This window comes from Desulfomonilia bacterium (assembly GCA_036567785.1).
GTDB lineage: Bacteria > Desulfobacterota > Desulfomonilia > UBA1062 > UBA1062 > DATCTV01.
The window spans coordinates 49,648-63,029 of the sequence record DATCTV010000037.1 but is presented as its reverse complement, the minus strand read 5'-3'; the positions used below and the strand labels follow the sequence as shown (position 1 = coordinate 63,029).

Annotated in this window: 14 protein-coding genes; 7 read left to right on the top strand and 7 right to left on the bottom strand. The window is 47.7% G+C overall.

What is annotated here, in order from left to right; all coding sequences use genetic code 11:
- Nucleotides 1-18: 18 nt before the first annotated feature.
- Together VIS94_11000 and VIS94_10995 are read right to left on the bottom strand one after the other, a co-directional pair.
- Nucleotides 19-753, bottom strand: coding sequence for an RNA methyltransferase (locus tag VIS94_11000; GenBank protein HEY9161600.1), 735 nt, complete (start codon nt 751-753; stop codon nt 19-21).
- A 12-nt stretch (nt 754-765) separates the two neighbouring features.
- Nucleotides 766-1,521 carry a slipin family protein gene (locus VIS94_10995; GenBank protein HEY9161599.1) on the bottom strand — a complete coding sequence of 252 codons (756 nt, stop codon included), beginning with the start codon at nt 1,519-1,521 and terminating at the stop codon, nt 766-768.
- A gap of 134 nt (nt 1,522-1,655) precedes the next feature.
- On the opposite strand from VIS94_10995, the gene VIS94_10990 reads away from it, so the two are divergent.
- On the top strand, nt 1,656-2,291 hold the full coding sequence (locus VIS94_10990) for a metallophosphoesterase (protein HEY9161598.1): 636 nt from the start codon (nt 1,656-1,658) through the stop codon (nt 2,289-2,291).
- Here the strand turns inward: VIS94_10990 and VIS94_10985 are convergent.
- Complete coding sequence (locus VIS94_10985; GenBank protein ID HEY9161597.1) at nt 2,288-3,439, bottom strand: TraB/GumN family protein; 1,152 nt, start codon at nt 3,437-3,439, stop codon at nt 2,288-2,290. The two genes, VIS94_10990 and VIS94_10985, sit on opposite strands and share 4 nt — an antisense overlap.
- Before the next feature lie 100 nt (nt 3,440-3,539).
- Between VIS94_10985 and VIS94_10980 the strand changes: the two genes are divergently transcribed.
- The 4 genes from VIS94_10980 (at nt 3,540) to VIS94_10965 (ending at nt 6,495) form a co-directional block, all read left to right on the top strand.
- Entirely contained in the window at nt 3,540-4,568 is a 1,029-nt protein-coding gene (locus VIS94_10980) for a 3-deoxy-7-phosphoheptulonate synthase (protein HEY9161596.1), read from the top strand.
- A gap of 329 nt (nt 4,569-4,897) precedes the next feature.
- Nucleotides 4,898-5,140 (top strand): type II toxin-antitoxin system Phd/YefM family antitoxin, encoded by a 243-nt coding sequence (locus VIS94_10975; GenBank protein ID HEY9161595.1) that lies wholly within the window; start codon nt 4,898-4,900, stop codon nt 5,138-5,140.
- A complete protein-coding gene (locus VIS94_10970) occupies nt 5,137-5,400 on the top strand; it encodes a Txe/YoeB family addiction module toxin (GenBank protein ID HEY9161594.1) in 264 nt (87 codons plus the stop codon). The genes VIS94_10975 and VIS94_10970 overlap by 4 nt, the downstream gene beginning before the upstream one ends.
- Before the next feature lie 396 nt (nt 5,401-5,796).
- Nucleotides 5,797-6,495: a DUF1573 domain-containing protein gene (locus VIS94_10965; protein ID HEY9161593.1), complete on the top strand. Its 699-nt coding sequence runs from the start codon at nt 5,797-5,799 to the stop codon at nt 6,493-6,495.
- A gap of 81 nt (nt 6,496-6,576) precedes the next feature.
- Here the strand turns inward: VIS94_10965 and VIS94_10960 are convergent, their stop codons facing one another.
- The 4 genes from VIS94_10960 to VIS94_10945 all read right to left on the bottom strand — a co-directional run bounded on the left by VIS94_10960 (nt 6,577) and on the right by VIS94_10945 (nt 12,234).
- Nucleotides 6,577-7,155: a hypothetical protein gene (locus VIS94_10960; GenBank protein ID HEY9161592.1), complete on the bottom strand. Its 579-nt coding sequence runs from the start codon at nt 7,153-7,155 to the stop codon at nt 6,577-6,579.
- A 172-nt stretch (nt 7,156-7,327) separates the two neighbouring features.
- Nucleotides 7,328-8,569, bottom strand: coding sequence for a uroporphyrinogen decarboxylase family protein (locus VIS94_10955; protein HEY9161591.1), 1,242 nt, complete (start codon nt 8,567-8,569; stop codon nt 7,328-7,330).
- A 237-nt stretch (nt 8,570-8,806) separates the two neighbouring features.
- Nucleotides 8,807-10,594, bottom strand: coding sequence for a phosphoenolpyruvate carboxykinase (GTP) (locus VIS94_10950; protein HEY9161590.1), 1,788 nt, complete (start codon nt 10,592-10,594; stop codon nt 8,807-8,809).
- Between the two features lie 191 nt (nt 10,595-10,785).
- Nucleotides 10,786-12,234 (bottom strand): M20 family peptidase, encoded by a 1,449-nt coding sequence (locus VIS94_10945; protein ID HEY9161589.1) that lies wholly within the window; start codon nt 12,232-12,234, stop codon nt 10,786-10,788.
- A gap of 100 nt (nt 12,235-12,334) precedes the next feature.
- On the opposite strand from VIS94_10945, the gene VIS94_10940 reads away from it, so the two are divergent.
- Together VIS94_10940 and VIS94_10935 are read left to right on the top strand one after the other, a co-directional pair.
- Nucleotides 12,335-12,676 (top strand): thioredoxin family protein, encoded by a 342-nt coding sequence (locus tag VIS94_10940; protein HEY9161588.1) that lies wholly within the window; start codon nt 12,335-12,337, stop codon nt 12,674-12,676.
- Nucleotides 12,673-13,377 (top strand): cytochrome c biogenesis protein CcdA, encoded by a 705-nt coding sequence (locus VIS94_10935; protein ID HEY9161587.1) that lies wholly within the window; start codon nt 12,673-12,675, stop codon nt 13,375-13,377. Before VIS94_10940 ends, VIS94_10935 begins: the two co-directional genes overlap by 4 nt.
- Nucleotides 13,378-13,382 lie beyond the last annotated feature (5 nt).

Genomic DNA, 13,382 nt, shown 5'->3' with positions numbered 1-13,382 from the left:
TCCTTGACATCCGAGATGTCATTTCGCAGCGCCTGCCGCAATAGCCATTACTATCCCTGCAGCAACAGCTACATTGAGCGATTCAGTCCGGCCCTTCATGGGGATGAATACTTTTCTGCCCGACAGCGAAAGGATACCGGAACTCAGGCCCGAGCCCTCCTGTCCAAGACACACGGCAAAACGGCCAGTAAATATTTCTTGCCTGACAGGCTCTCCCTCGTCAAGTATCAGGCTTATTATCTCATGATCAAGGGAAGCGATTTCATCCTCTGCCGCCTGAACGATATCAACTCCAAGCAGGGAACCCATAGACGCCCTTGCCGCTTTTTCTGAAAAAGGCGATGCCGTGCCCGGCGTCACTATGATGCCTTCAAAACCGAATGCCTCAGCAGTCCTCACTATGGTCCCGACATTCCCCGGATCCTGCAGCCCGTCGAGTATGATAAGCCTGTCATGCTTTTTCAGATCACCTATTGTTTTATAAGGACGCTTAATGAAAATGATTATACCCTGCGGCGTTCGAGTGTCTGCAAGTTTTGAAAAAAGCTCTTCCGAAAGCAGGACAAAGTCGAACCGGGGAATTCCGTGCAATTCGATATAGGAAGGTGTGACAGCAGAAAAAACGTGTTCATAGCCGCGCGAAAGGGCGTCTTCAGCAAGCCGCCTGCCTTCCAGCATAAGCAGGCTTCTATCGTTCTTTGCATCCATGAGCGCCTTGAAGCGCTCGTTGTTTCTGCTCCGGATCGGCTCCATTCATCAAGGACGTCACTTTTTCATGAATACCGACAGGATGTCTATCGGCACCGGGATAAGCGTGTTTGTGGTGCCTTCTGTCGATATTTCCCTGATTGTCTGAAGGAACCTCAACTGAAGAGCGATAGGTTCGGCTGCTATTATCTGCGCCGCTTCAAACAGCTTCTGGGCCGCCTGGAACTCGCCTTCGGAGTTTATAATCTTCGCCCTTCTCTCACGCTCCGCCTCGGCCTGCTTCGCCATGGCACGCTGCATCTCTTCAGGCAGGTCGATGTGTTTCAATTCTACGGCGGAAACCTTGATGCCCCAAGGATCGGTCTGCTTGTCAAGGATATCCTGTACATGGGCGCTTATCTGCTCGCGCTTGGACAAGAGGTCATCGAGTTCGGCCTGTCCGCATACGGACCGCAGTGTCGTCTGGCTCAACTGGCCTGTGGCGTAAAGGTAGTTTTCCACTTCGATAATGCTTTTAAGCGGATTGACCACACGGAAATAAATGACCGCATTCACCTTTACCGTGACATTATCCCTGGTGATGACATCCTGTGTCGGAACGTCATGGACGATAGTCCTCAATGATATCCTGACATACCTGTCTATGACGGGGATTATGATTATTATACCCGGGCCCTTCGGTTCCGGCAGGACACGTCCGAGCCTGAATACCACCGCCCTTTCATATTCGTTTAAGATCTTGATTGCCGAGAAGAGGAACAGAAGGACGATAACGACAATTGTTATGGTTGCATAGGTTGTATACATCTCCATGATTTACCCCCTGTAGTGGTTAGTTTTTTATTGTCATTCATTGTAGCGAAAATCATTAGTGTGTGAAATCGACGATTAATAGTGAATACAAGGATTGGGTTGATATATCAAGGCATTTCTGGTTTGATGCCTTCATGCATATTTTCATTGCAGATCTACACCTCAGGCCTGGTAATAAAGGCGATGAAGCGCTTTTCATTGACTGGCTGGACAGATTCGGAGCGGCGGCTACAAAGGTTTACATACTGGGTGATCTTTTTGAATACTGGTATTCGGGAATAGAACCCAGAGTGGCAAATGTTCTTGATGCGCTAAGACACAGGGATATAACCGTTCTGGCCGGAAACAGGGATTTCCTCATGCATTCTGCCGCAGTCCCGGGACTGGTTGACGGTGAAGACATGCGGTTGAGCCTTTACGGAAAAGATTACCTCATCGCACACGGCCACAGCCTGACGACGCATGACATGGGGTTCGGCATACTTCATTCCATCGGATGGCCGCTTCTGAGATTCCTCGACAAACACATGAAAGTGGAAACAAAGGAAAAAATCGCCGATTCCATGATAAAGGCTTCGTCCAAAATAAGACCTCTCAGTTCAGAAATCAAACCCGGCATATGCGATTTAAAAGGTGTTGATACTGTCATATGCGGGCACCTCCACAGGGGAATAATGAGGGAAGACCTGATTGTTCTGCCGGCGTTCGCCGATCAGAGGGCCTGGCTTGAAGTCGATGAAAAAGGCAGGCGTTTTTTGAAGCTTCCTTAACTTTTCAGAAGAACCTTTGTAAGCATGGGCATGGCGATAAGAGAACCGAATATCGTCCCCAAGTTCGTCAGTATTACAACCAGAAGTATCCTGGTTATAGGGTTGCGCCAGAAACCACGTACAGTTTCGATATCTGTATGTATGGTTTCAAAGTCCGACACCTTGGGCTTTTTAAGCCATGCCTCGGTAAGACCTGCGAACCAGCCGGATGCAAGCGCCGGATGTATGGCCGTCAAAGGCGATACGACAGCTGCTACAAGTATGGTCAAGGGATGACCGAATGCAACGAGCGCCCCTACTGCGCTGAAAAACATGGTGCTTGCAGCCCATATCCATATCATGTGCATGCCCTGCCCGATGCCTCCCTTGTGCACTCCCAGCATTACAAGGAAAAGAATAAGGACGGCGAATATCCAGCCCCAATAGCTCTTTTTTTTAGGCGGGATCTCATCAAGGGCCGCAATGTCTATCGGCATGCCGATTTTTGATTTTATGCCTTCCATGTGTCCGGCGCCGACTACAGCGAGTATCTTTTTCGCCTCTATCTGTGAAAGTTTTGCAGCCATATATGAATCGCGTTCGTCAAGAATGACCTCTTTTACCACAGGCGCCTTCTTCGCCACTTCCTCGAGCGCAGCGGTTAGCATGTCCTTTTCCTTCAGCTGTTCGATATCGTTTTCGGTAAGCTCCTCTGCGCCCAGAATTGAAACAAGCGACTGGAACATCAGATTGAATTTTTCCCTGAACGAGAGCTTGTACCATGTCCGCTGGAGCGTCGTCTGCACGCCTCTGTCAATAAGCGATATCTGGATTCCGGCAGCCTCCGCTTCCTCTATGGCCGCACGCATTTCTTCACCCGGTTTGATGCCCAGTTTGGCGCCGACCCTTCTCTGAAAAGACGCCATCAGGAGATTGATAAAGAGAAGCAATGCCTTTTTCTCCTTGATGACCTTGACGATATCGGTCTCCTGCCAGGCGGTAGGATTTTTCATTACATCATATCTGCCCTTGCATAGTTCGACGGCAACGATATCGGGTTTGAAAGTACTTATAGTCTCTTTAACCTCATCGACACTGTCCTTTGACACATGGGCCGTGCCGACAAGCATGATTTCCCTGTCCTGATAGTTTATTATCTCGCTTGGCATGGAACGGGCTTATATCGTCTGTTAGATTTACGGTCAAGCTAATTGATAGCAGACGCCCGATTTGATATAGGAATGAAAAATTATATTTGAGGGAGTATAGATGAGCTTTGAATATATGCACAAAATACCGGGCCCGGAAGAAATCAAAGATGAAATCCCCATGAGATCCGAATTAAGCCTTTTGAAAAATCAAAAAGATAAAGAAATAAGAAACATATTCACAGGCTCAAGTGATAAGTTCCTCCTTATTATAGGGCCCTGCTCGGCGGACAACGAGGACAGCGTATGCGATTACGTCTCACGTCTTGCAAAATTGCAGGAAGAGGTAAAAGACAGGCTTGTCCTTGTTCCGCGCATCTATACCAACAAACCCAGGTCGACCGGCGAGGGCTACAAGGGCATGATGCACCAGCCCGACCCGAACAAGAAGCCCAATATAACCGAAGGCATAAAGGCTTTAAGGAAACTTCATATCAGGGCGCTGTCCGAATCGGGACTTCCTGCCGCAGATGAGATGCTGTATCCGGGAAACCTGTCATACCTTGACGACCTCCTGAGCTATATCGCCGTAGGCGCACGTTCGGTTGAAAACCAGCAGCACAGGCTTACGATAAGCGGTTGCGATATGCCGTGCGGCATGAAAAATCCCACCAGCGGAGACATCTCGGTCATGCTCAATTCAATCTATGCCGCACAGCAGAGCCATGTGTTCCTTCATAACGGCTGGGAGGTGCGGACATCTGGAAACCCGCAGGCCCATGCAATCTTAAGGGGCGCGGTGGACCATTACGGCAGAAGCATCCCCAATTACCACTATGAAAACCTGATGATGGTCGCGGAGAGCTTCAATGACAGGCAGCTTCTTAACCCGGCAATAATCGTCGACACCAACCATGCCAATTCAAACAAGAAATACAAGGAGCAGCCCAGGATTGGCATGGAGGTAATGCAGAGCAGAAGACATTCGAACAGGCTCCTCAAAATGGTCAAAGGGCTCATGGTTGAGAGCTATATTGTTGAAGGGGCGCAGAAGCCGGGTGAAAATACTTATGGAAAGTCGATTACGGACCCGTGCTTAGGCTGGAAAGATACCTGGTCCTTCGTCAACAGGCTCGCCGAAATAGTCTAGGGACAGGGCGTTATAACTTTACATACCATTGTCACTCCTCATCTCGTCATTCCGGCGTACGTCAGTGTACGCCTCATTCCTCGATTTCGTCGCTTCGCGGTCTGTATTGTTATAACGCCCTGTCACCCCTTCTTCTTGATGTAGCAAACAGCAGCCGGATTCTTTGTCTTTCCGAACAAATGTGTGGAATCCTTCTTTTCTGATGTTTGTTTAACCACATTTTCAAGAATAATAGCCATGCAGCTTTTATTCTATCGCCAACCTAAAATATTTTGACAATGGCATGAATATGGCGTACTGCATAACGTACGTTAAGGGGGTTGAGAATTATGACAACGCTAACAGCATCAGACGCTCGAAAGCGCCTTTACAATCTTGTGGACGAAGTTAAAGATACACATATGCCGGTTCAGATTATCGGTAAGAGAAATTCGGCGATTCTCATTTCAGAGGAAGACTGGCGCTCAATTGAGGAAACGCTATATCTGACGTCCATTGCCGGCATGCGTGAATCAATTAAGAAGGGTTTAAAGACGCCTGTTGGAAAGTGCAAGGAGGAACCCGGCTGGTGAGCTGGAGACTGGTTTTCACTAATCAGGCGCAAAAAGATGCAAAAAGAATTGAACAGTCCGGTCTGAAACCACAGGTAATAAGATTGCTGGATTTGCTCAGAGAAGACCCTTTTCAAAATACACCGCCATATGAGAAAATTGTGGGCGACCTGACCGGGGCATACTCTCGAAGAATCAACATACAGCATCGTTTAATTTACCAAATTTTAAAAGAAATCCATACGGTTAAAATTATCAGAATGTGGACACATTACGAATGACTTATGGTATAAAAACGCTATTTAGGACTTGAGTATAATTATCGGCAGAAAAGGGAACATTGTGAAAGACAAACGAATATATCAAATATGAGGCTTAAACAGGGAACCAGGATGGTTCCTGTTTAATGACCTCGCCAATGCTTTACCGCAGCTGACCGGCTAGCTTCCTGCCTGTACCGCTGCAGATAAGGCAGCGGAAAACAGAAAGGGGGCCAGGATTGGTCGTCAAATTCAAGACCGGTTATCAGACAAAAGGATTCTCTTATATGGGGCGCTTCAAAGTTCCCTGCAATATTCATGTCCCAAGATAATCCGGCTTCACAAATGATGAATCAGACCGGATAAAAAATGAACTCTTATTTTTTCCGGTATAAAATTATTAAAGGAGATTGCATTATGAAGAACATCAGGTTTTATGCGGTTCTATTGGCGATGATGGTTGTTTGTGAAGGGGCAGCGTTCGGTTCACCCAGGGCTTACTTCGAGATGCCAATGTATAATGCAGGCAGCATTTCTCAGGGTACAATGATTATGCATGATTTTGTTGTCATGAACAAAGGCGATCAGCCGCTTACACTTGCTGCAAAGGACTGCGGCTGCGGAGGCGTCAAGGCAAAAACTCCCTATTCCATTGAACCGGGCAAATCGGATGTTATAAAGGTGAGCATCCCGACAGCAAACATTAGGGGGAATTATAAAAGGGAAATAAAAATCGAGACAAACGACCCGAATAACAAGGAAGTTGTAATCACGATAACTGCCATCATAAACGAAATACTTTCTATAACGCCGCCATATATAGATTTCGGCAGGCCCATTACCGGTTCGAAGTTAACAAGGGAGTTTATAATCGCGAACAGCGGCAAGGATAATATCACACTACTGGGTATAAGTGTGAATCCTGTAGGCGCCGGGTCAATAAATCCCGCCTTTAAAAAAACGGTCTTAAAACCCAATGAAAAAAAGAGATTTGAACTCAACCTGACGCCACCTAACAAATCCGGATATTTCCAGGGTCAGGTTATTGTTAATACCGATATCAAGAATCTTAAAGAAAAGCGGATATTCTTCGGGGTCGAAATTGATGCAAATTGACTGTCACGTGAAGTTATCAAAGGACGCTGATTGGAACAATCAACGTCCTTTTAATTTTAATAGTTATCCCTGGTTCAATCCTTAGAAATAATAGTGAGCACCTATGCCTACGTTAATCCCGTACATGTCAATTTTGGCATCGACATCAGAATCATCAACACTGGCCTTGCCATTGTTCAGCATGTAGCCGACTTCAAAATTGAAGCCAACCTCTGGTACTGCATCAAAATTGAACTCTGAGCCTATGAATGGCCCGTATGTCCATAAAGAACCTTTTCCGCTGCCTGCATCGGCATCTACCTTGAAACTCGCATAGTTGACGTTTGCACCGGCATAGAAATTACTGTTCTTGTTCTGAACAAATGCATACATGGCTTTCAGTTCTCCTGCCCATATATTCGCCTTTGTTTCCGTGCTTTGGCCATCATCAGGATAATTATTAACTTTAAGCTTTGCATTACCCTGTAAGAGATCTGCCTCCATCCCCAGAGGACCTGTCCAAACCCGTGCGCTGAGTCCGTTCAGAAGCGGACCTGCGTACATGCTCTCGAATCCAAGACCAACCTTCCAATCCTTTCCGATCTCAGCAGCCTGCGCGCAGCTGGCAAAACCTAAGATCATCAGCGCCACAACTATACCTGTTACCTGTAGTTTCTTCATAACTCCTCCTTTGGTTTGTTTATTACTATTTACCGTATTCGGAATTTCAAAATTAAAACTTTAAAAAATTTCATAAAATGTTGATATTCTTTCAGATACAATTACAGTAATATTATTCAGTGGTTACGTGCAGGGCATTTAGCACTTTTATAGATTAGTTTATTTTAATGGATTATACAGGCAGGCCGTGCTTTTTCACCCACTTCTCGAAAGGCGGGAAAGTGGGCCTGATGAACGTTCGCCTGTCGATATCACCGGTTATCGGGTATGCGCCGAACTGCTTAACCGCCTCGACCGCGGCATGGACATTTTCAACCGGCGTATCCACGGAAACCATGTTGATGAGAATGCCGAATCTGCCTTTTCCCGCGCCTTCCCTGATAATCCTGCGCACCCTCCCGGCGATCTCTTCCGGAGAACCTTCCCTTAAGATATCGTACTGTACATTCAGCATAAGGCAGACCTTTTTCTCATCAGCAAACGAGCGGACAAGCGGGATCCCGATCTTCTCATAGTCCTCATGCCAGACCAGCAGGTAATATGGCCGCATAAAATTGAGGTTATTTCCCGAAAGCATCATATCCATCTTGATATCGAGCACCTCACGGGGATCTTTCACATGACTCTCGCCCCATGTACCCGTGTCTATAACGGTGCATTGAGGCGTCGATGTCGCCCTTATGACCTTCTCGACATAGGGAAGGCAGAACTCACGGATCATTGCCGGGGATACAATTGGAGGGCTCGCCTGTGCATCGGACATCGCTACCATGGAGGCACCCGTCAGGCTGACCATGGTCTCTATCCAGGGGACAACGACTTCCATGCCGAGAAACTCCATGAGATCATGCACGAAGCGCGGGTCCCTGTACATATCGACAATGAGCTTTCTAAGCCCGCGGATCAGCACCGCCAGTGTAAACGGTGCACAGCTGTAACATATGGGCGGCATACCCATGATTTCCTTGAAGCGTCCGTAGGCCTCAAGTACAAAGGGCATGCGGCCGCTCTTTCCAGGAATGGGCGGTTTGAGGGAACCAAGGTCCTTTTTCTCTTTTATCAGGGGGTCATGGGTATCGACGAAAGGCTCCCTCTGCTCATCCCAGACCAGCCTCTGTCCTAGCGCCTCGGCCTCGATGTTGTAAAAGTCAAACACCGGGGACCATGAATCAACCCCGAAATACCTTACCGTATTGTATGAGGCATTGATGAAGGGGACCGGCTCGCTGAAAAATTTCCTGCCGGACAGCCCGTTCAGCCTCATGGCATACAGATAAGGCTGTAGCAACACAGGCACCCTGTCAGGCGTACCGTAGATCGCGGCAATAAGACGTTCATAACCGTCCAGACTTCCAAGTTTTATACCTTTCCCGTACAGGATTCCCTTGGTAAGTTTCCACATGACATTGGCCACTGTGTTCCCCCAGAAATTTTTTTCAAAAAACACGTTTTCTTATATTTGAAGTTTGCACAGGATTGAACAGGATGCAATAAGGCTCTTGAGATAATAATCAGTTCGTCCGTGACATAGATAGCTTATGAAAGCCAGAACAGCAATTGTGTGACAACCTGTACGATTACGGGAACAGGAATTCCCGGTTAATGTTTTTTGAGCGCCCGGCTTTAAAACCGGGCGCTGATTCTGGAAGGCTCAACCAAGCCTTTTTGCCAGTTCCTTGAGCTGCTTTGCCAGCCTTTCAGGCAGACGGTCGCCGAATTTAGCATAGTGTTGTTCAATATCAGGAATTTCAGCCTTCCATGCATCAACATCCACTCTCAGGAGTTCCCTGAGGTCTTCGCCAGAGATAGCAAGACCGCTCAGGTCGAGGTCTTCCGGTTTCGGCATGAGACCTATCGGGGTCTCAACAGCTCCGACCTTGCCGTCTACCCGTTCGCACATCCATTTGAGTACCCTGCTGTTCTCGCCGAAGCCCGGCCACAGCCATTTTCCTTCCGCTGTCTTTCTGAACCAGTTCACATAGAATATGCGGGGCGCCTTTGCACCAAGCTTATCACCCATGTCAAGCCAGTGCTGGAAATAGTCGCCCATATTATATCCGCAGAACGGCTGCATGGCGAACGGGTCGCGCCTTAAATTTCCGACAGCGCCGATATTTGCCGCTGTTGTCTCGGATGATGCAGTCGAGCCGAGGAATACGCCGTGGTCCCAGTTGTAAGCCTCATTGACAAGCGGCACCACGCTGCCGCGCCTTCCGCCGAATATCATGATATCGATTGCAACACCTTCCGGCTTTTCCCAGTCGGGACAGATTACAGGACACTGCCCTGCGGGTGCGGTGAACCTGGCGTTAGGGTGGGCTGCCACGGCCTTTTCATCATTAGGCCAGTCATTTCCCTTCCAGTCTATAGCATGAACAGGTGCCGGTGCATCGATACCTTCCCACCAGATATCCCCGTCATCGGTAAGGGCACAGTTGGTGAATATGGTGTTTTCCTTGATTGAATCCATCGCAGCCGGATTGGAACTGTATGAAGTGCCGGGAGCAACACCGAAAAATCCTGATTCCGGATTAATGGCATATGGCCTGCCGTCAGGTCCCATCTTTATCCATGCGATGTCGTCGCCTACGCACTCGCATTTCCAGCCCGGGATCGTAGGCGTCAGCATTGCAAGGTTCGTCTTGCCGCAGGCCGACGGAAACGCCGCGGATATGTGATAGCGCTTCCCTTCAGGGTTAGTAAGCCTCAATATAAGCATGTGCTCGGCCATCCAGCCTTCGCGTCTGGCCATTGCCGAAGCTATGCGGAGCGCGAGGCATTTTTTGCCGAGAAGCGCATTCCCGCCGTAACCGCTGCCGTAGGACCATATCAGGTTCTCCTCCGGGAAATGGCTTATGTATTTTTTATCGAGAGGCGCGCACGGCCATGACGCGTCCTTCTGGCCAGGTTCAAGAGGGGCGCCAACAGAGTGCATGCAGGGTATGAATTCCCCGTTAGATCCTAGCTTCTCTATGACCTTTGTACCGACCCTTGTCATTATATGCATGTTGCATACAACATAGGGGCTGTCTGTAATTTCAATGCCTATTTTTGCAATCTGGGAATCGACAGGCCCCATGGAAAACGGGATAATGTACATCGTCCTGCCCTTCATGCATCCTGTATACAAGCCTGTCATTATTTTTTTAAGTTCGTCAGGGGCCATCCAGATATTGCTCGGGCCTGCGTCTTCCTGTTTTGTCGTGCTTATATAGGTCCTCGATTCAAGCCTTGCCACGTCGCTCGGATGCGAACGGAACAGAAAGCTGTTCGGCCTTTTCTTAAGAGGCGTAGCCTGGCCGGCATCTACCATTTCCTTCATGAGACGGTCATATTCCTCTTTAGTGCCGTCACACCAGTGGATGCCATCCGGCCTGCACATCTCCGCCATTTCCTTAACCCATGCGTTCAGTTTTTCATGACCCACCGAATAACTCATTTTTATTCCCCCTTTCTTGTGTACTCAGCCGGACACTATACCCAGAAATCATGGATGTTATCAACTAAATTCAGGAGGGATAACCGGTCATTTATCAAGCATCAAGTGGCGGGTAAAATTGCAGAATCAGGTCGGTATTGATATTTCTCCGATGCCTTCAGCTCTGCTTTGAACCCGCCACTTTCAGGCTATCACTGAACATTCTTTATAAGCTGCGAATAGAACTGTATCATCCTCAGATAATTTTTTGCCTCAATGCTTTCGTTTGTACCATGAATCATATCAAGCTGTTTTTTATCCATATAAACAGGAAGGAACCGATAGGTGTCGGGTGAAATTCTGCTGAAATGCTTGGCGTCAGAGCCCCCCAGCATCAGATATGGCGTGATGGCTGTTTCTTCCTTGTCATCAAGCGTCTGCCTTACGGTCTTGACAATCGCAAAGAACCCTGCCGAAGATGTGCTTGAAACAGGAGATGCCTCGAAATTGGGCGTCATTGCAGTTACCTTAACTTCAGGGTCGTCAATCACTTTCTTAACTTTTTCTACAACTCCGGCCACTGTGTCCCCGGGGAAAAGTCTGAAGTTTACGACTGCGGTAGCTTTTGTCGGAAGCACGTTAGATTTTGAGCTGCCCGAAGCCTGTGTCGCGGCTATGGTCGTATGGATCGAAGCGGCGGTGTCAGGTGATTTTGACATCATGGATTTTACCAGAGGTCCGGTAAGCCATGTGTTTGTAACCACGAACCTGTTCAGACCGGGCATTTTCGGCGCAACGGGTTTTATTGTCTTTTCAAGCATGGAGAGGCTTTCAGGAAATGAATAATTTTCAAGCCTGGTGATGGCCCGGGCGATCTTGCCAAGTGCTGTATGCCTTGGAGGCATGGAGGAATGGCCGCCTTTGTCATCTACCTCAAGAAGCATATTAAGGCTGCCTTTTTCAGAGATGCCGATCAATGCAATCGGGGTCTTTACTCCTGCAATACCGTCGGTCTTTACGCAGCCCCCTTCATCTATCACGAATTCCGGTGTGACGCCCTTTGCCTTCAAGAATTCAACAGTCTTTGCCGCACCGTTCATGCCGCCGATTTCTTCGTCATGGCCGAAAGCAAGGTATATCGTCCTTTTGGGAATCAACCCGGCCCGAAGAAGCGTTTCCACGGATTCCATTATAGCAACCATACTGTGTTTGTTATCGAGAGTACCGCGGCCCCATATAATGCCGTCGACAAAATTGCCGCTGAACGGTGGCTGCTTCCAGTCTTTAAGCGTGTTTTCATCGACGGGCACGACATCATAATGCGCCATGAGCACTACGGGCCTGAGTGAAGGATCACTCCCCTGCCATGTATAAAGCAGGCTGTAGCCGTTGATCATATCGAGTTTAAGATTTTTATTTATCAACGGAAATGCGCTTTTGATAAAAGCCAGATATCCGTCAAAGGGTGCATAATCGATCATCGACGGATCATCATAAGAAATTGTCTTGAATTTTATTGCGCTGCAGAGTCTTCCTATTGCTGCATCCTCATTTATGGATACAGGTTCGGCCTTTTGAACCGGGATGCTTTTCGGTGCATGTGAACACCCGCAAACAAGCAGTATAATTATAATGAGTGCTATCCTGAGTTCTGTCTTCATAAAACCTCCTTTTTAAGTAAGTGTTGATTATCGAATAATTTAAGAATCAGGTCAATTGCTTACCTGTTGATCCTAATCAACAAGGAATGGAGTGTACCAATTGTCTATAAAGAAGGCTTATGTTAGTATAATTGTTATGCTCAATGAAATAACGGACAATAATATCGATGAACTCTCAAGGAACAGGCTGGTGGTCCTTTTTACTTCCCCGTGGTGTTCGGGCTGCAAGAAGGTGGAACCTTTCATGGAACACCTTTCTTTGACATATCCCGAAATTGTTTTCGGAGGAATGGACATAAGCAAAAACACAAAAACCCCGTCAAAAATGGGTGTGTTGAGCCTGCCTACGGTTATCGCATTCAAAGATGGGACCGAGTTTGAACGCATTGCAGGAGAGCCCACAAAACATGAAATGGAAAGGCTCCTGAAGGACCTGGCATGATTGATGGGTTTATAAATAATATAGATATTCATCTTCGCTCTTCAATGCTGATGTCATATCTGGCTGTCTACCTGGGAGGGTTTCTTGTAAGCCTTACGCCATGCGTTTACCCTGTAATACCCATAACCGTTGCATATGTAGGAGGCAGCGGCACAGGACGCGGCGAAGCAGTAATCAAGACATCAGTATATATACTCGGCATGGCGATCACATACACCGTGCTCGGCGCAATAGCGGCATTCACGGGAACCTTCTTCGGCAAGATACAGTCAAACCCATGGACATATTTTATACTGGCGAATGTTTTCATACTATTCGGGCTTTCCATGCTGGGCGTTTATACTTTTTACATACCCGGAATAAAGATGACAGGCACCCACGGCAAAAAGGTGGGCATCATCGGCGGGCTGTTCATGGGAATAGTCTCGGGGCTCGTGATAGGCCCGTGCACAGCGCCTGTTCTCGGAGTCGTTCTGGGTTATGTGGCGGCCAGGCAGAATGTCGTCTATGGCATGAGCCTCCTGTTCGTATTTGCAATCGGCATGGGGACAATACTGTTTTTTGTAGGCATTTTTACCGGGCTTATGAAAAGTCTTCCAAAACCCGGTAATTGGATGGTATGGGTACAGAAGATTTTCGGTCTGGTAATGCTCGGGATAGGTGAATATTTTCTGTTCATGGCAGGCAGGCTTTCAATATAAAAGGA